The organism is Pseudoduganella rhizocola (genome assembly GCF_045984285.3).
GTDB lineage: Bacteria > Pseudomonadota > Gammaproteobacteria > Burkholderiales > Burkholderiaceae_D > Rugamonas.
In genome coordinates this window covers 138,445-155,390 of the sequence record NZ_JBJQIK030000007.1, presented here as the reverse complement: position 1 = coordinate 155,390, position 16,946 = coordinate 138,445, and the positions used below count along the sequence as shown (strand labels likewise).

At 63.1% G+C, this 16,946-nt stretch carries 13 protein-coding genes; 10 read left to right on the top strand and 3 right to left on the bottom strand.

The window, feature by feature from the left end; genetic code table 11:
- Window positions 1–5: 5 nt before the first annotated feature.
- Complete coding sequence (pilB, locus tag ACJRPG_RS16680; protein ID WP_408001219.1) at window positions 6–1,691, bottom strand: type IV-A pilus assembly ATPase PilB; 1,686 nt, start codon at window positions 1,689–1,691, stop codon at window positions 6–8.
- 98 nt (window positions 1,692–1,789) lie between these two features.
- Entirely contained in the window at window positions 1,790–3,082 is a 1,293-nt protein-coding gene (locus tag ACJRPG_RS16675; protein WP_408001218.1) for an HlyC/CorC family transporter, read from the bottom strand.
- Window positions 3,083–3,326: 244 nt separating this feature from the next.
- Between ACJRPG_RS16675 and ACJRPG_RS16670 the strand changes: the two genes are divergently transcribed.
- From ACJRPG_RS16670 to ACJRPG_RS16660, 3 genes are read left to right on the top strand one after another with little or no spacing between them, the layout of a single operon-like run.
- Window positions 3,327–4,169, top strand: coding sequence for a helix-turn-helix domain-containing protein (locus tag ACJRPG_RS16670; RefSeq protein ID WP_408001217.1), 843 nt, complete (start codon window positions 3,327–3,329; stop codon window positions 4,167–4,169).
- A gap of 49 nt (window positions 4,170–4,218) precedes the next feature.
- Entirely contained in the window at window positions 4,219–4,710 is a 492-nt protein-coding gene (locus ACJRPG_RS16665; protein WP_408001216.1) for a NuoB/complex I 20 kDa subunit family protein, read from the top strand.
- Between the two features lie 40 nt (window positions 4,711–4,750).
- Window positions 4,751–5,971: a glutamate carboxypeptidase gene (locus ACJRPG_RS16660; RefSeq protein ID WP_408001215.1), complete on the top strand. Its 1,221-nt coding sequence runs from the start codon at window positions 4,751–4,753 to the stop codon at window positions 5,969–5,971.
- Here the strand turns inward: ACJRPG_RS16660 and uraH are convergent, their stop codons facing one another.
- Entirely contained in the window at window positions 5,972–6,325 is a 354-nt protein-coding gene (uraH, locus tag ACJRPG_RS16655; RefSeq protein ID WP_408001214.1) for a hydroxyisourate hydrolase, read from the bottom strand. It lies immediately after the preceding gene.
- A gap of 94 nt (window positions 6,326–6,419) precedes the next feature.
- Between uraH and ACJRPG_RS16650 the strand changes: the two genes are divergently transcribed.
- From ACJRPG_RS16650 to ACJRPG_RS16620, 7 genes are all read left to right on the top strand, one after another.
- Complete coding sequence (locus tag ACJRPG_RS16650) at window positions 6,420–7,946, top strand: carboxylesterase/lipase family protein (RefSeq protein ID WP_408001213.1); 1,527 nt, start codon at window positions 6,420–6,422, stop codon at window positions 7,944–7,946.
- Window positions 7,943–8,902 carry an allantoinase PuuE gene (gene puuE, locus ACJRPG_RS16645; protein WP_408001212.1) on the top strand — a complete coding sequence of 320 codons (960 nt, stop codon included), beginning with the start codon at window positions 7,943–7,945 and terminating at the stop codon, window positions 8,900–8,902. Before ACJRPG_RS16650 ends, puuE begins: the two co-directional genes overlap by 4 nt.
- Window positions 8,903–8,981: 79 nt before the next feature.
- On the top strand, window positions 8,982–10,451 hold the full coding sequence (gene xdhA, locus ACJRPG_RS16640) for a xanthine dehydrogenase small subunit (RefSeq protein ID WP_408001211.1): 1,470 nt from the start codon (window positions 8,982–8,984) through the stop codon (window positions 10,449–10,451).
- An 11-nt stretch (window positions 10,452–10,462) separates the two neighbouring features.
- Entirely contained in the window at window positions 10,463–12,790 is a 2,328-nt protein-coding gene (gene xdhB, locus ACJRPG_RS16635) for a xanthine dehydrogenase molybdopterin binding subunit (protein ID WP_408001210.1), read from the top strand.
- A gap of 9 nt (window positions 12,791–12,799) precedes the next feature.
- Window positions 12,800–13,795: a xanthine dehydrogenase accessory protein XdhC gene (gene xdhC / locus ACJRPG_RS16630; protein WP_408001209.1), complete on the top strand. Its 996-nt coding sequence runs from the start codon at window positions 12,800–12,802 to the stop codon at window positions 13,793–13,795.
- A gap of 20 nt (window positions 13,796–13,815) precedes the next feature.
- Window positions 13,816–15,132, top strand: coding sequence for a guanine deaminase (guaD, locus tag ACJRPG_RS16625; RefSeq protein ID WP_408001208.1), 1,317 nt, complete (start codon window positions 13,816–13,818; stop codon window positions 15,130–15,132).
- A gap of 31 nt (window positions 15,133–15,163) precedes the next feature.
- Entirely contained in the window at window positions 15,164–16,612 is a 1,449-nt protein-coding gene (locus ACJRPG_RS16620; RefSeq protein WP_408001207.1) for an adenosine deaminase family protein, read from the top strand.
- The last annotated feature ends 334 nt before the right edge of the window (window positions 16,613–16,946 follow it).

Here is a 16,946-nt window from a genome sequence, read left to right as displayed (position 1 = left end):
GTTTCCTATTCGTTCGTGCAGCCCAGCACTTCTTCCAGGCTGGTCAGGCCCGCCTTCACTTTCACCAGTCCGGACTGGCGCAGCGATTTCACGCCTTCCGCTTCCGACTGCGCGGCAATCTGCATCGAATTGCCGTGCGCAAGAATCAGCGCCTCGATCGCCGGCGTGATCGGCATGATCTGGTAAATACCGACGCGGCCCTTGTAGCCCGAACCGTTACAGCGCTCGCAACCCACCGGGCCGTAAGGCTTCCAGCTGCCGTCCAGCTCATCGTCCTTGAAGCCGGCGCGGCGCAGCAGGTCTTCCGAAATATCCACCGGCTGCTTGCAGGTGCACAGGCGGCGCGCCAGGCGCTGCGCCGTAATCAGGATCACCGACGAGGCGATATTGAACGGCGCCACGCCCATATTCATCAAACGCGTCAGCGTGGATGGCGCGTCATTCGTGTGCAGGGTGGAGAACACCATGTGGCCGGTCTGCGCCGCCTTGATCGCGATATCGGCCGTTTCCAGGTCGCGGATCTCACCCACCATGATGATGTCCGGATCCTGGCGGAGGAAGGACTTCAACGCCACCGGGAAGGTGAGGCCGGCCTTGTCGTTCACGTTCACCTGGTTCACGCCGGGCAGGTTGATCTCGGCCGGGTCTTCCGCGGTCGAGATATTGATGCCGGGCTTGTTCAGGATATTCAGGCAGGTATACAGCGACACCGTCTTGCCCGAACCGGTCGGCCCCGTCACCAGCACCATGCCGTAAGGACGCTGGATGGCGTCGAGCAGCGTTTCCTTCTGGTCCGGATCATAACCGAGGGAATCGATGCCCATCTGCGCCTGGGTCGCATCCAGGATACGCATCACGGTTTTCTCGCCGAACAGGGTGGGCAGGGTCGAGATACGCAGGTCGATTGTCTTGGTCGGCGACACGATCAGGCGCATGCGGCCGTCCTGCGGCACGCGCTTTTCCGAGATATCGAGGCGGGCCAGCACCTTGATGCGGGACACCAGCTTGTCCTTGATCGAAATCGGCGGCTGGGCGTGTTCCACCAGCACCCCGTCGACCCGGAACCGGATACGGTAAAACTTCTCAAAAGGCTCGAAATGCAGGTCAGATGCGCCCATATTGACGGCATCCATCAGCATCTTGTTCAGGAAACGGACGATGGGCGCATCTTCCACATCGGTGGATGGATCCGGCGCGGCCGAGGTATCCTCTTCCTCGGCAAACTGGATATCGCCTTCCTCGCCCGCCAGGTCGGCAATGGTCTGGTCGGCGCTCTTGCCCAGCTCGGCCAGCAGGCGCAGCAGGGTATCGTGGGGAACGATGACGGGTTCGACCGAGGTTTCGGTCTGGAACTTGATCTGGTCAAGCGCCTGCGTATTGGTGGGATCGGAGATCGCCACCGACATCTTGTTGCCCCGCTTGGCCAGCGCCACCACCCGCTGGCTCTGCATCAGCTTTGGGTCGATGATCTTTTGCGGCAGGGCGTCCACGCTGAAGGCCGTCAGGTCCATCAGCGGATAGGCGAAGGTTTCGGAGCAGAACAGGGCCAGGTCGCGCGCATTCACGGTGCCGCTGGACACCAGCACATCGATGAAAGCCTGTTTTTCCGCCTGGGCGCGCTTGGCGAGCGTGTCCGCCTGGGGCAAGGTGAGCTTGCCCGCCTGCATCAGCGCCCGTGCCAGACCCGACATGGGGGCTGTTGCCGTCGGATTGGTCTGCACTGATGCCATAGGAACGCGCTAATGGGTTAAGAGAGGGGATGCGATCCTGTCGATGATGCCTGTGAGCATCATATTTGTAAAGCAGGCCCCTCTATACGTCGCAATTTGACGACTTTGATGGACTGGTTCTGCACCTGCATCACTTCGATGATGCAGTTGCCAATTTTGACACTGATGGGCGCGTCGGGAATGTCCTGCAGCCATTCGAGCAGCAGCCCGTTCAATGTTTTCGGCCCATCCAGCGGGAAGTTTAGCCCCAGGCGCTTGTTTATGTCACGCAGCGCGGTCACGCCTTCCAGCAGGCACTCGCCGTGCAGGTCCCAGGAGAAGGACTCGGCACGGGCGGCGCTTGGCGTGGAGGTGGTGAACTCGCCAATCATTTCCTCGATGATATCGTCCAGCGTTACCAGGCCCTGCACCTCGCCGTATTCATCGACGATGATGGCCAGGCGCTCCTTGTTCTCCTGGAAGTTCTGCAGCTGGTCGAGGGCAGCCGTCTCCAGCGGAATGAAATAAGGATCGCTGAGCAGGGCGCGGAAATGGTGGACGGTCAATTCATCCTCCTCGCGCAGCAGGCCCAGCGCCTTGCGCACGTGCAGGATGCCGACGATCTGGTTGATCTCGCCATCGTAGACCGGCAGCTTGTTGTGATAGCAGGTCGTGAGCTGTTCGATAATCTCTTCCACGGGCACGGCCAGGTTCAGCGCCTCGATCTGGGTGCGGGGCGTCATCACGTCTTCCACCGAGATCGATTCGAGGTCGAACAGGTTCAGCAGGATGCTGCGGTGCTTCTGCGGAATGAAGCTGCCGCTTTCCAGCAGCACCGAGCGCAGTTCATCGGGCGACAGGTCGGCATTGGCCAGGCTGCTGGAGGGCTTGATGCGGAACAGGCGCAGCAGGGCATTGACGAACAGGTCCACAAACCAGATCAGCGGCCGCGCCATGCGCAGCAGCGGGCGCAGCACGATACTGGCCGGCAGCACCACCTGGTCGGCATAGCGCGCGCCGATAATCTTGGGCGAAATCTCGGCCACCACAATCAGCACGAACACCACGGCGGCGGTGGAGATGATGATGACGTGTTCCTCGACACCGAAGTTGGTGATGGCAATTGCGGTCACAAGGGCGATGGCCAGCGCATTCAGCAGCGTATTGGCAATGAGCACCAGGGACAGCAGGCGTTCGGTCCGTTCAAGCAGCCATAGCGTGGCAATCGCGCGGCGGCTGCCGCGTTTGGCCTGGTGGCGCAGACGAAAGCGATTGGCCGCCATCAGGGCGGTTTCGGCCATGGCAAAGAAGGCCGACAGGAAGATCAGGAAAGCGAGCGCAAGAAATTGCGCCCACAAGGGTATGGTGTCCAAGTGGATAAATAGGCAGCTGCGGAACCCCCATTGTAGCTTAATTGGGGACAGACCCTGATTTAGGAAATTAGGGTCTGTCCCCAATTTCAGTGTATGCCCCACAGCGCTCGATATCGATGCGCGCCGCGCATGGATTCTCGGCAATCCCGGCGCAGCTCCCCTCTGAATCCCGGAATTGGGGACGGACCCTGATTTGTCTAATTAGGGTCTGTCCCCAATTTATAAGCAACTTTATAATCGGGAAATGGACACGAATCTGGATGCGGGTGGGCAGCGGCTGGCGTTTTTGCCGCCGCCGGCGCTGGCCGGCGTGGTGCGCTATTTTCATGTGGAGCGCGCCAGCCCGGGACTGGTGAAGGCGCCTGCCAACCCCTGCGCCATGCTGAGCTTCTTCGTTCAGGGCTATTCCATCGTGCAGGGCAATTGCTACCGGCGCGCGATGCTTTGCGGGCCCTTGTCGCAGCCCATGAAAGGCGACTGGCGCGAACTGACTACCTTTGTCGCTGCCGTCTTCGAGCCTGAATACCTGCCCCTGCTGTTCGGCGTGGATGCGGCGGCGCTGCGCGATTTCCCCATCCCGCTGTCCGACCTGGATCATCCGCCCGATGCCGAAGCCCTGGAGGCCGCCTTGCGCGCGCTGCCCGAGCCGCAGCAGTGGGTCGATGCGCTGTCGTCCTGGCTGCTCCACCTGCTGGACCGCCGCGAAGGCGAACGCAGTCCCTTTATCGTGCCGCGCGCGGCCCTGGCCCTGTCCACGCCCGACCTGGCCACGCAGTTCGGCATGAGCGTGCGCCAGCTCGAACGCCGCTACCTGGCCAGCTATGGACTTAATATCCGCGACAGCCGCAAGATGGAGCGCTACGTGCGTGCGCTGGCGCGGCTGATGGCGATGCCGCCGCAGCGCGGCTTCCTCACGCGGGTGGCCATGGATGCGGGCTATCACGACCAGGCGCATATGGTGCGCGACTTCCAGCACTACATCGGCATGCGCCCCGGCGCCCTGCACCAGGCCATGCGCGAGGATGAGCAGATGCGCCTTTACCGCTACGAGGGCGAATACCGCGATGTGGTGCTGCGCGGGCGCTGATGTCGCATCCATACAAGACTCGCCTCCCATCCGCCGCTATTCTGGGGCGATGGAACCTACACTTGAACACGATGGCTTTATGGTGACTTCGGCCGAGGCGCTGCTGAACGCAGCCCGCACCGACAGCCTGTGGTACCTCAGTTTCGGCCTGGCCTGCTGCGCGGTGGAGATGATGGAAGCCGCCTCCGCCCGCTACGATATGGACCGTTTCGGCATGGTGCCGCGCCCCTCGCCGCGCCATGCGGACCTGATGATTGTGGCCGGCACCCTCACCAACAAGATGGCGCGCGCCATGCGTAAGGCCTACGACCAGATGCCCGAGCCGCGCTACGTGGTGTCGATGGGTTCCTGCGCCAATGGCGGCGGCTATTATCACTACAGCTATTCGGTGGTGCGCGGCTGCGACCGCATCGTGCCGGTGGACATCTACGTGCCCGGTTGCCCGCCCACGCCGGAAGCGCTGGTGTATGGCCTGATCCAGCTGCAGCGCAAGATCAAGGCCGAACGGCCGAACCAGCATTACACCGAACTTGCACGCTGATGCGCTATGATGCCTTCGTCTTTTCGAATGCGGAGGAACGATGGCAAGCAAGTTGGCGGCAGGCGTGTTGTTGGCGCTGGCAGCATTTGGCGCTTCGGCGCAAACCCCCGATGCGGCGTTACTGAAACGCGCGGAACAGTCCAAACCTGACGCCCTGAAGCTGCTGGGCCGCATGGTCAATATCGATTCGGGGACTTTCAACGGCAAGGGCCTGAACGCGGTCGGCGCAATCGCCGCCGCGGAACTCACGCGCCTCGGCTTCAAAGTTCAAGCCATTCCCGCAAAGCCTGCGGCAGGTAACAATGTGCTCGCAACGGTGAACGGCAGCGGCAAGGGCCGCATCCTGCTGGTCGCCCACATGGATACCGTCTACGCGGACGGCACGGCGAAAGCGAATCCTTTCCGTATCGAAGGCAACCGCGCCTACGGTCCCGGCATCATGGACGACAAGGGCGGCATCGTCGTGGCGATTTACGCGCTGAAGGCGCTGCGCTCCATCAGCTTCAAGGACTTCGGCAAGATCACCGTCCTGCTGAACACCAATGAGGAAACCGGCTCGCACGGTTCGCGCGAACTGATCGAACGGATCGCGAAGGAGCACGACGTTGCCTTCAACCTGGAGCCGGGCCGTGCGGCCGACGGCGTGGTTATTTCGCGCAAGGGCAGCGGCGAGATCGAACTGGATGTGAAGGGCAAGGCGGCCCATGCAGGCGTGGCCGCGAAGCAGGGCGTAAACGCCGCCATGGAGGCCGCGCATCAGGTGCTCCAGATGGCCGCGCTGGGCGATGAAGAGAAGGGCACCACCGTCAACTGGACCGTCATCAAGAGCGGCGACCGCAGCAATGTGGTGCCGGACCAGGCCACCGCCGTTGCCGATATCCGCGTTTCCCAGCCCGAGGAATTCGACCGCGTGGAGCAGGACCTGAAACGCCTCGCCGCAAACCAGCTGCTCAAGGACTCGAAGGTGAATGTGGAGCTGCGCCGCGGCTTCCCGCCCATGCCGCCAAGCCCTGTTACCGATGCGCTGGCGAAGAAAGCGAACGATATCTACGGTGAGCTGGGACGCCAGCTCACGCTGGAGCACACCGGCGGCGCGGCGGATGCAAGCCTGATGTTTGCGCTCGGCGTGCCCACGCTGGACGGCCTTGGCATCGTCGGCGGCGGCATCCATACGCCGCAGGAGTATGCGGAGATCGACAGCATCGCGCCGCGCGTCTACTTGCTGGCGCGGCTGATCCAGGAATACGGCAAGGGCCAGTAATCAGCTGCCGCGGTAGGTGGAGTAGGACCAGGGCGAAACGACGAGCGGCACATGATAGTTCTGGTCCGCATGGGCGATGCCGAAGGCAATGGTAACGAGATCGATGAAACGCGGCGAGGGCAGTTCCACGCCGAGGCCGGCGAAGTAGTCGCCCGCATTGAACACCAGTTCATACATGCCGGGCTTCAGGGTGTCGCCTTCCAGCAGCGGGGTGCTGCAGCGGCCGTCGCTGTTGGTGATGTCCATCTTGAGCAGTTGCTTGCCTTCGGCGCTCACCGCGAACAGCGCGACCTTGACCCCGGCGCCGGGACGGCCGTGGGCCGTGTCCAGAACGTGTGTCGTGAGTTTTCCCATGTCAGAATCCTTCGTGTCGATATTTTGAGAATCATATACCGTGCTATGGCCATCAATATAACGCCGGCGGTATGGATATGCTATTCATAGGAAGATGATGAAACTTTCCCGTATTGTTGCACTTGGCCTTTTCTTCGCCAGCACGCACGCCGTGCAGGCGGCTCCCTCCGGCACGCCGCGCGTGGTCACGGAAAATGGTGCGCTGGAAGGCACGCTGGAAGCGTCCGGCGTCCGTGTCTTCCGCGGCGTTCCCTTCGCCGCGCCGCCGGTGGGCGAGCTGCGATGGAAGGCGCCGCAGCCGGTGAAGCGCTGGCAGGGCGTGCGTTCCGCAAAACAGTTCGGCAACCGCTCCATGCAGCCCTCCCTGTATGCGGATATGGTGTTCCGCTCGCCCGCAATGAGCGAGGACTGCCTCTACCTGAACGTGTGGACGCCTGCCGCTTCGCGCAAGGAAAAGCTGCCCGTGCTGGTGTATTTCCACGGCGGCGGCCTCGCTGCGGGCGACAGCACCGAGCCGCGCTATGACGGCGAGAACATGGCGCGCAAGGGCATCGTTGCGGTCACGGTCAACTACCGCCTCAGCGTGTTCGGTTTCTTTGCCCATCCGGAGCTCACGGCGGAATCGCCACACCGCGTGTCGGGCAATTATGGACTGATGGACCAGGCGGCGGCGCTGAAATGGGTGCAGAAGAATATTGCCGCATTCGGTGGCGACCCGGCGCAGGTGACGATTGCGGGCGAATCCGCAGGTTCCTTCTCGGTCAGCGCGCAGATGATCATGCCTTCTTCGCGCGGCACCTTCGCGCGCGCCATCGGTGAAAGCGGCTCCCTGCTCGGCCTTACGCCGCCGCCAACGGTGGCAGAGGCGGAAAAGCTGGGCGTCGCTTTCGCCAGCGCTGCCGGCGCCGATTCGCTCAAGGCCCTGCGCGCGCTGCCGCCCGAAAAACTGATTGAGACTGTCGGCAAGCCGGGCATGCCCTGGTTCGGCATCGTCAGCGACGGCCATGTGCTGCCGCAGGCGCCATTGCAGGCCTACAGCAAGGGCCAGCAGGCGCGCGTGCCGCTGCTGGCGGGATGGAATGCGCAGGAGACGGGCGCCGCGCGCGTGCTCGAAGGCGCTGCACCAACGCCCGAAAACTTCAGCGCCGCGATCCGCAAGCTGTACGGCGACCAGGCGCCGGCCGCACAAAAAGCCTACGGCTATGGCCTGCCGCAGGCTGCCATCGACCTGGCGAGCGACCGCTGGATCGTGTACGGCACCTGGAAATGGATCGACCTGCACAGCCGCGTGGCGCCCACTTTCCGCTACCTGTACACGCGTGCGCGTCCGGGCGAACCTGGCGCAGGCCATTCCGCCGAAATCGAATACGCGATGGGTAATCTGGACCGCAACAAGGTCTTCCCATGGACCGAGGACGATCACCGCACCTCGGCCGCCATGCAGGCCTACTTCGCCAATTTCATCAAAACCGGCAACCCGAACGGCGAAGGCCTGCCCGCCTGGCCGCTGGCCACTGCCGATGGCGATAATGTCATGCGCATCGACGCGCAGCCCCAGGCCGTGCGCACCTCCGACCGCGAGCGCTTCCTCTTCCACGACCGCCAGATTTCCGCACCATGAGCACATACGATAACTACCCGCGCGACCTGATTGGCTACGGCCGCAATCCTCCACACCCTGACTGGCCGGGCCAGGCGCGCATCGCCCTGCAGTTCGTGCTGAACTACGAGGAGGGCGGCGAGAACAATGTGCTGCACGGCGATCCCGCCTCCGAAACCTTCCTGTCCGAGATCATCGGCGCGGCGGCCTTCCCCATGCGCCATATGAGCATGGAATCGATCTATGAATACGGTTCGCGCGCGGGCCTGTGGCGCCTGCTGCGCATGTTCGAGGACCGCAAGCTGCCGCTGACGGTGTTCGGCGTGTCCATGGCGCTGAAACGCCATCCCGAGGCGGTAGCCGCCTTCCGGGAGCTTGGCCATGAAATCGCCTGCCACGGCCTGCGCTGGATCAGCTACCAGAACATGGACGAGGCCACCGAGCGCGCGCACATGAAGGAAGCGGTGGACATCATCCGCGAACTGACCGGCAGCGCGCCGCTGGGCTGGTACACCGGGCGCGATTCGCCGAACACGCGCAAGCTGGTGGTGGAACATGGCGGCTTCCGCTACGACGCCGACCATTACGGCGACGACCTGCCATTCTGGACCGAAGTGGAACACCTGGACGCCGGCGGCAATCCGGCCGTCTCGCCGCAGCTGGTGGTGCCCTATACGCTGGACACCAACGACATGCGTTTCGCCGCCATGCAGGGCTTCAACAGCGGCACCCAATTCTTCGACTACCTGAAGGATGCTTTCGACGTGCTGTATGCGGAAGGCGATCCGCAGGGCCTGAACCAGCCGAAAATGCTGTCCGTCGGCCTGCATTGCCGCCTCGTCGGCCGCCCGGCGCGCGCGGCGGCGCTGGCCCGCTTCCTCGACTATGTGCAGGGCCACGACAAGGTGTGGATCACGCGCCGCATCGATATTGCCGAGCACTGGCACCAGCGCCATCCTTATATTAAAAAATCCTGATAAGGAAAATCAGCAAAATCGTATAAGAGGGCGGTGCTCTGGTGTTAATCTTCTAACTTGGGATTAATCCGAGGGCAAGATGTCTGAACCGATTCGCTTTTACTTCCGTGGCGCCGTGCATGAAGTGCATGACGCCGCACCGACGCAGACTGTGCTCCAGCATCTGCGGGAGGACCTGCATTGCACCGGCACCAAGGAAGGCTGCGCGGAAGGCGATTGCGGCGCCTGCACGGTGCTGGTGGGAGCGCTCGGCGCGGACGGCCAGCTGCAGGTGAAAGCCGTGAACTCCTGCATCCAGCTCACGCCCACCCTGGACGGCAAGGCCCTGTTTACCGTGGAAGACATGCAGCAGCAGGACGGCGCCCTGCACCCGGTGCAGCAGGCGCTGGTGGAATGCCACGGTTCCCAGTGCGGTTTCTGCACGCCCGGTTTCGCCATGTCGCTGTGGGGGATGTACCTGAAGCAGGACGGCAAGCGCGCGGAGCGCAAGGAAATCGACGATTGCCTGTCCGGCAACCTGTGCCGCTGCACGGGCTACCGTCCCATCATCGACGCCGCCCGCCGCATGACGGAGCTGCCGAAAGTGAAATTCGATGCCGACCGCGTGGCATCGCAGCTGGCGGCGCTGCGCCGCGATGCGCTGGCGGTGTACAGCGCGCATGGCCAGACCTTCATGGCGCCGCGCACGCTCGATGAACTGATCCAGCTGCGCGCTGCCAATCCCCAGGCCACGCTGCTGGCCGGGTCCACCGATGTGGGCCTGTGGATCACGAAGCAGATGCGCGAACTGAATAACATCATCTACCTCGGCCACGTGGACGCGCTGAACTTCGTGCGCATGAACGAAGGCATGCTGGAGATCGGCGCCGGCGTGTCGCTGGAACAGGCCTACGCCGCGCTGTGCGAACACTATCCGGAAGAACTGGGCGAGCTGCGCCAGCGCTTTGCTTCGCTGCCGATCCGGAACGCGGGCACGCTGGGCGGCAATGTCGCCAACGGTTCGCCCATCGGCGATTCCATGCCGTGGATGATCGCCCTCGGCGCCGAACTGGTGCTGTGCGGCGCAGCCGGCGAGCGCGTGCTGGCGCTGGAAGATTTCTACCTGGATTATATGAAGAAGGACCTGGCCGCCGACGAATTCGTGCTGGCCATGCGCGTACCGTTGCGGCGCGCCGATGTCGCTTTCCGTACCTACAAGCTGGCGAAGCGCTTTGACCAGGATATCTCCGCCGTCTGTGCGGCCTTTGCTTTCACCCTCGACGGCGGCGTGATTGCCGATGCCCGCATCGCCTTCGGCGGCATGGCCGGCACGCCAAAACGCGCCTCCATAGCCGAAAGCCTGCTGAAAGGCCGTAGCTGGGACGAAGCCGCACTGGCGGACGCGATGCGCGCCCTGCAGCAGGACTACGCGCCGTTGAGCGACATGCGCGCCAGCAGCGAATACCGCATGAAGACGGCGCAGAACCTGCTGCGCCGCTACTGGCTTGAAACGCGCATCGATGCGCCGCTGGCCGCCGATGCGGTCAATGCTTTTGCCTGCCGCGCGTGAAAGGAACTGTCATGAACCATCCCGGCAATCCTGAACTGAAGGCCGCCGCCTGGACGGCGGTGGGCGTTGCGCGCCCGCACGAATCGGCCGAACTGCATGTGCTGGGCCAGGCCGCCTATACCGACGACATCCCCGAACTGAATGGCACGCTGCATGCGGCGCTGGGCCTGTCGGCGAAAGCGCATGCGCGCATCCTGAGCATCGACCTGGAGCCTGTGCGCGCCATGCCCGGCGTGGTCGATGTCTATACGGTGGACGATATTCCCGGTACCAACGACTGCGGCCCAATCATCCATGACGATCCGATCCTCGCGGATGGCGTCGTACAGTACGTGGGCCAGCCCATCTTCATTGTGGTGGCCGATACGCATACCAATGCCCGCCGCGCTGCGCGCAAGGCGGTAGTGGCGTATGAGGAGCTGCCCGCCATCCTCACGCCGCAGGAAGCGAAAGCCGCACAATCCTATGTGCTGCCGCCGCTGCAGCTGAAGCGCGGCGATTTCCAGGCCGCCTTCGAGCGTGCGCCGCATGTGGTGAAGGGGCAGCTCTTCGTCGGCGGCCAGGAGCAGTTCTACCTGGAAGGCCAGATCGCGTATGCCATCCCAAAAGAGCACAAGGGCATGTTCGTGCAGTGCTCCACCCAGCACCCGAGCGAGATGCAGCACGTGGTGGCGCATGCGCTGGGACGGCATTCCCACCATGTGCAGGTCGAGTGCCGCCGCATGGGCGGAGGCTTCGGCGGCAAGGAGTCGCAGTCCGCATTGTGGGCTGCCGCTGCCGCGATCGCCGCAGCGAAGTCTGGCCGCCCGGTCAAGCTGCGCGCCGATCGCGACGACGACATGATGGTGACTGGCAAGCGCCACTGCTTCTTCTATGAATATGAAGTGGGTTACGACGGCAGCGGCAAGATCTTGGCCGCCAAGGTCGACATGACCCTGCGCGCCGGTTTCTCCGCCGATCTTTCAGGGCCCGTCGCCACGCGTGCGGTCTGCCACTTCGACAATACCTACTACCTGTCCGACGTGGACATCCGCGCCGGCTGCGGCAAGACCAATACGCAGTCGAATACGGCCTTCCGGGGCTTTGGCGGCCCGCAAGGCGCCATCGCCATCGAATACGTGATCGACGAAATCGCGCGCAAGCTGGGGCGCGATCCGCTCGACATCCGCCGCCTGAATTTCTACGGCAAGGAGGAGCGCAACCAGACGCCTTACGGCCAGGTTATCGTGGACAACGTGATCGAAGAGCTGACGGCGGAGCTGGAGCAGACCAGCGAATACCGTGCGCGCCGCGCCGCCGTGGAAGCGTTCAACCGCAGCAGCCCCGTGCTCAAGAAAGGCATCGCGTTTACGCCCGTGAAGTTCGGCATCGCCTTCAACGTCACCCACCTGAACCAGGCGGGCGCGCTGGTGCACGTGTATGTGGATGGATCGGTGCTGGTGAACCACGGCGGCACAGAGATGGGGCAGGGCATCAATACCAAGGTGATGCAGGTGGTGGCGCATGAGCTGGGCCGCGATATCGCGCATGTGCGCGTGACGGCGACCGACACCAGCAAGGTTGCCAACACCTCGGCTACGGCCGCATCGACCGGCGCGGACCTGAACGGCAAGGCTGCGCAGGATGCAGCACGCAAGATCCGCCAGCGCCTGGCCGAATTCGCTGTGAAGCTGCACGGCGGCGAAGTCAGCGGGGTGCAGTTCCATGCCGATGCGGTGCATGTGAATGGCGTATCGGTGCCGTTCGAAGAGCTGGTGCAGAAGGCCTACCTGGCGCGCGTGCAGCTGTGGTCCGACGGCTTCTATGCCACGCCGGGCCTGAGCTGGGATGCGAAGACGATGAGCGGCCATCCCTTCTCCTATTACGCCTATGGCGCTGCGGTATCCGAAGTTGTGGTGGATACGCTCACCGGCGAGTGGAAGCTGCTGCGAGCCGACGCCCTGTACGACGCCGGGCAGTCGCTCAATCCCGCCATCGACATCGGCCAGGTGGAAGGCGCCTTCATCCAGGGCATGGGCTGGCTGACGACCGAGCAGCTGTGGTGGAATGCCGCCGGCAAGCTGATGACGCATGCGCCGTCCACCTACAAGGTCCCCGGTATCTCGGATTGTCCGGAGGACTTCCGCGTGCGCCTGTTCGAGAACCGTAATGTGGAGGACAGCATCCACCGTTCCAAGGCCACGGGCGAACCGCCATTGCTGTTGCCGTTCTCGGTGTTCTTCGCGATCCGCGATGCGATTTCCAGCGTGGGCGGCCACAAGGTCAACCCGCCGCTGAACGCGCCTGCCACCAGCGAAGAAATCCTGCGCGCCATTTCCGCTGTCGAAGCGGCATCCTGAGGAAGCGTGATGAAGGACTGGCTCACAGCCGCCGATGAACCGGCGGTGCTGGTAACGGTCGCGAGGGTCGAAGGCTCCGCGCCGCGCGAGGCGGGCACGAAGATGATCGTCACCGCCCGCAGCCAGTTCGACACCGTCGGCGGCGGCCACCTCGAAATGCGCGCCACCGCCATCGCCCGCGACATGCTCTGCCACCATGGGGTCAGGCACCATGGTGTCAGTGCCGTACGCTACGAGCGCTTCCCGCTCGGCCCCAGCCTCGGCCAGTGTTGCGGCGGCGTGGTGTGGCTGCTGTTCGAGCGCATCGAAGGCCATGTGGCGGAGATCCTGCAAGCGCTGCGCGGCCGGCGCAACGAAGACAGCATCCGCGTCACCGCGCTCGACGCGCCGCATAGCGCCCTGGCCGACGCCACCGGCGAATGGCTGGCAGGCGCGCGCGACGCAATGCCTGCCCACCACGCGAACGAGGCGCACGTCGCCACCGACAAGGCAGGCCGCCAATGGCTGGTGGATCCCTGCCTGGTCCCGCGCGCGCATCTGCTGCTGTTCGGCGCGGGCCATGTAGGCGCGGCCATCGTGCGTGCCATGGCGGAGCTGCCATGCCGCATCACCTGGGTGGACGAAAGGGAAGACGCCTTCCCGCAGGAGATCCCGCAAAACGTGACGATAGAAATCAGCGACACGCCGCAAGCCCTGGTGGCGGCAGCGCCGAACCATGCCAGCTACCTGGTGATGACCCACAGCCACGCGCTGGACCAGGCGCTGACCGAAGCCATCCTGGCGCGCGAACAGACCGGCTGGTTCGGCCTGATAGGCAGCGCGACCAAACGCAAACAGTTCGAAAACCGCCTGCTGGCGCGCGGCTTGAGCGCGGCGCGCCTGAACGATATGGTTTGCCCCGTCGGCCTGCCCGGTATCATCAACAAGGCGCCCGCCGTCATCGCGGCCTCAGTGTGCGCCCAATTACTCACCGTCTGGGAAGCGCAGTCGCTTCTCAGGCCCTAGCAGCAATACGAAAGACCCAGATGCAAACAGCTCACAGCAGCGTGCAAGCCTACCGAGGGAGCTTGCTGTACTTCCACGCCGACCCGGCCTTCATCGAGCACGCCCATGCCTGGCATGAGGACGGCCTGCTGGTCGTTGAAGACGGCAAGATCAAGGCGGCAGGCGACTATGCCACGCTGCACGCCAGCCTGCCGCAGGGTGTGCAGGTTCAGGACTACGGCGGCAAGATCCTGTCCCCCGGCTTCGTCGACAGCCACATCCACTATCCGCAGACGGACATGATTGCTTCGCCGTCGCCTGGCCTGCTGCCATGGCTGCAGGAATACACCTTCCCGACCGAGCGTTCCTTCGAAGATCCGCGGCACGCGGCAACCGTCGCCGAATTCTTCCTGGACGAATTGCTGCGCGTTGGCACCACCACGGCCATGGTCTATTGCACCGTGCATCCGCAATCGGTGGATGCCTTCTTCACCGCCAGCGAGGGCAGGGGCCTGCGCATGATCGCGGGCAAGGTGCTGCAGGACCGTAACAGCCCGGACTTCCTGAGCGACACCGCGCAAGGCGGCGCGCGCGACACGGAAGACCTCATCAGGCGCTGGCACAATCACGGCCGCTCGCTGTACGCCATCACGCCGCGCTTCGCGCCCACTTCCACCGAGGAGCAGATGCAGCTCACCGGCGAACTGGCGCGCGCTTATCCGGACACCTTCCTGCAAACCCACGTCTCCGAGAACGAGGAAGAATGCCGCTGGGTGAAGCAGCTGTATCCGCAGGCGCGCAGCTACCTTGACGTCTACGACCGCTACGGCATGATGCGCCCGCGCTCGGTGTTCGGCCACTGCATCTGGCTGGACCAGCAAGACCGCGCGCGCATCGCCGAAACCAAATCCGCGGCCGCCATCTGCCCCACCTCCAACCTCTTCCTCGGCAGTGGCCTGTTCGACTTCGAGCAGGCGGACAAGGCGGGCATGCTGATGTCCCTCGCCACCGACGTGGGTGCCGGCACCTCCTTCTCCATGTTGCAAACGATGAATGAAGCCTATAAAGTAGCGCGCTTGAAGGGCAGTTACCTTCCTGCAATGCGCATGTTTTACCTGGCCACGCTGGGCGCTGCGCGCAGCCTGCATCTGGAAGGCACGATCGGCAGTTTCTCGGCCGGCAATGAGGCCGACTTCATCGTGCTCGATCCGCAGGCCACGCCGCTGCTGGCACGCCGCACCCGCCTTTGCGACAGCCTGGAAGAGACGCTGTTCGCGCTGGCCCTGCTGGGGGATGACCGCGTGATAGCGGCCACTTACTCTGGCGGCAGACGGGTGCATGCGCGGGGGCAGGGCTGACCCATCGCCGACCAACCAAACGAGAGTCCCCATGCAAAAGTCCCTGAGCAGCCTGATGATCGCGCTGGCCTTCGCCAGCGCCACCGCGCCCCAAGCCCATGCCGCCAGCAATGAAGACGTGGTCAAGCGCCACTTCGCGTCGCTGGTCGCAGGACCCACGCCCAAGACCTCGGAACTGCAGATGTTCCTCACCATGATGCCGAAGGGCGGCGACCTGCATCACCATTACTCGGGCGCCATCTACGCCGAGCAGTACCTGGAATGGGTGGATAAGCAAGGCTTCTGCGTCAACAAGACCGACTTCCGCATCAACACGGCGGCCGGCGCCAAATCGGCCAGCTGCGTCAGCGGCAAGGACCTGGTGGCGGACAATGCCGCCTACCGCGCCCTGCTGCAGAAATGGTCCACGGCGGACTTCTACAACCACAGCAGCGGCAAGCAGCTGCCGCCGGACCAGACCTTCTTCGACACCTTCGGCTATTTCAACGACGTTGCTTCCACCAACGGCAGCGAAGGCCTGCAGACGCTGAAAAAGCGCGCAATTGCGGAGAACCTCAGCTATATCGAGACAATTTACGAGATCGCGCCGATCACGCCGGACGGCGATTTCGACAAGCTGGCCGCCGAAGGATTCGACAACGCCAGGCTGAACGCCGCACTGGAAGCGCTGGTGCCGAAGCTGGAAGCCAGCCAGGCGTTCCAGCAAGGCATCCAGAATTACCTGGCTCATCTGCAGAAAGCCAGCGCGGGCGTGGATGACGAGCAGTTCACCATGCGCTACCAGCCCTTCGTGCTGCGCTTCCTGCCGCCCTCGATGGTGTTCTCGCAGATGCTGGCCAGTTTCAAACTGGCGAAAACCAGCCCGCAAATCGTGGGCGTGAACATTGTGGGCCAGGAGAGCCTGAACGTCTCGATGCGTGACTACAGCCTGCACATGCAGATGTTCAAGTTCCTGAAGGCGAAATACCCGGATGTGAAGATGGCGCTGCACGCGGGGGAGCTGGCGCTGGGCGTCGTGCCGCCGGAAGGCCTGAAGTTCCATATCCAGGAAGCCGTCAACGTGGCCGGCGCCAACCGCATCGGCCACGGCATCGACATCGCGCACGAAAGCAATGCGCTGGCCATCATGAAAACCATGCGCGAGCGCCGCATTCCGGTGGAAGTGAACCTCACCAGCAATGAATTCATCCTGGGCGTGAAGGGGCCTGCACATCCGCTGGATCTTTACCGCAAGTATGGCGTGCCTTTCGTCATCTCCACCGACGATGCCGGCGTTACCCGCCACAACCTGTCGAACGAATACGTGCTGTTCGCCACCCGCTACAAGACCGACTATGCGGAAGTAAAGAAGCTGTCATATGACAGCATCCGCTACTCCTTCCTGGCCGATGCCGACAAAAAGCGCCTGTTGCAGCAGCTCGACAGCCGTTTCAGCAAATTCGAGGCCGATATCGCGCGCGCGTTGTTGCCAGCAAAATAAGCCTCGTCATCTAGCTGTCAAAAAAAGGGGTTTCTTGTATGACAAGAAGCCCCTTGTTCATTTGCTACATATGTGGCACATGTGCGACAAAATGTCTATTCAAGCAGAGGAGATTGTCATATTTCCAGATGAAAGAATTTCATCAAGGTAGCGCTCATTTATAATCCCGCCTGAACCGTCCTCGACTGAAAAAAGCCCTCGCTCTACACAACATCGCGCTCTCAGCGGTCATTTATTCGTTTTGCCACTTAATCGTAAAGGGAAAACGTATTTGTCCGTGCTGGGATGGCCGTGCCATAGTGATTCGAGGGCAATTTGGCAACTTTCTCTGTCA

What these genes read in the sequence shown, in the direction of transcription:
- pilB (WP_408001219.1), bottom strand. Translation starts at nt 1,691, where the DNA reads ATGTCGGGTCTGGCACGGGCGCTGATGCAGGCGGGCAAGCTCACCTTG.
- ACJRPG_RS16670 (WP_408001217.1), top strand. Translation starts at nt 3,327, where the DNA reads ATGGACACGAATCTGGATGCGGGTGGGCAGCGGCTGGCGTTTTTGCCG.
- ACJRPG_RS16665 (WP_408001216.1), top strand. Translation starts at nt 4,219, where the DNA reads ATGGAACCTACACTTGAACACGATGGCTTTATGGTGACTTCGGCCGAG.
- ACJRPG_RS16660 (WP_408001215.1), top strand. Translation starts at nt 4,751, where the DNA reads ATGGCAAGCAAGTTGGCGGCAGGCGTGTTGTTGGCGCTGGCAGCATTT.
- uraH (WP_408001214.1), bottom strand. Translation starts at nt 6,325, where the DNA reads ATGGGAAAACTCACGACACACGTTCTGGACACGGCCCACGGCCGTCCC.
- ACJRPG_RS16650 (WP_408001213.1), top strand. Translation starts at nt 6,420, where the DNA reads ATGATGAAACTTTCCCGTATTGTTGCACTTGGCCTTTTCTTCGCCAGC.
- puuE (WP_408001212.1), top strand. Translation starts at nt 7,943, where the DNA reads ATGAGCACATACGATAACTACCCGCGCGACCTGATTGGCTACGGCCGC.
- xdhA (WP_408001211.1), top strand. Translation starts at nt 8,982, where the DNA reads ATGTCTGAACCGATTCGCTTTTACTTCCGTGGCGCCGTGCATGAAGTG.
- xdhB (WP_408001210.1), top strand. Translation starts at nt 10,463, where the DNA reads ATGAACCATCCCGGCAATCCTGAACTGAAGGCCGCCGCCTGGACGGCG.
- xdhC (WP_408001209.1), top strand. Translation starts at nt 12,800, where the DNA reads ATGAAGGACTGGCTCACAGCCGCCGATGAACCGGCGGTGCTGGTAACG.
- guaD (WP_408001208.1), top strand. Translation starts at nt 13,816, where the DNA reads ATGCAAACAGCTCACAGCAGCGTGCAAGCCTACCGAGGGAGCTTGCTG.
- ACJRPG_RS16620 (WP_408001207.1), top strand. Translation starts at nt 15,164, where the DNA reads ATGCAAAAGTCCCTGAGCAGCCTGATGATCGCGCTGGCCTTCGCCAGC.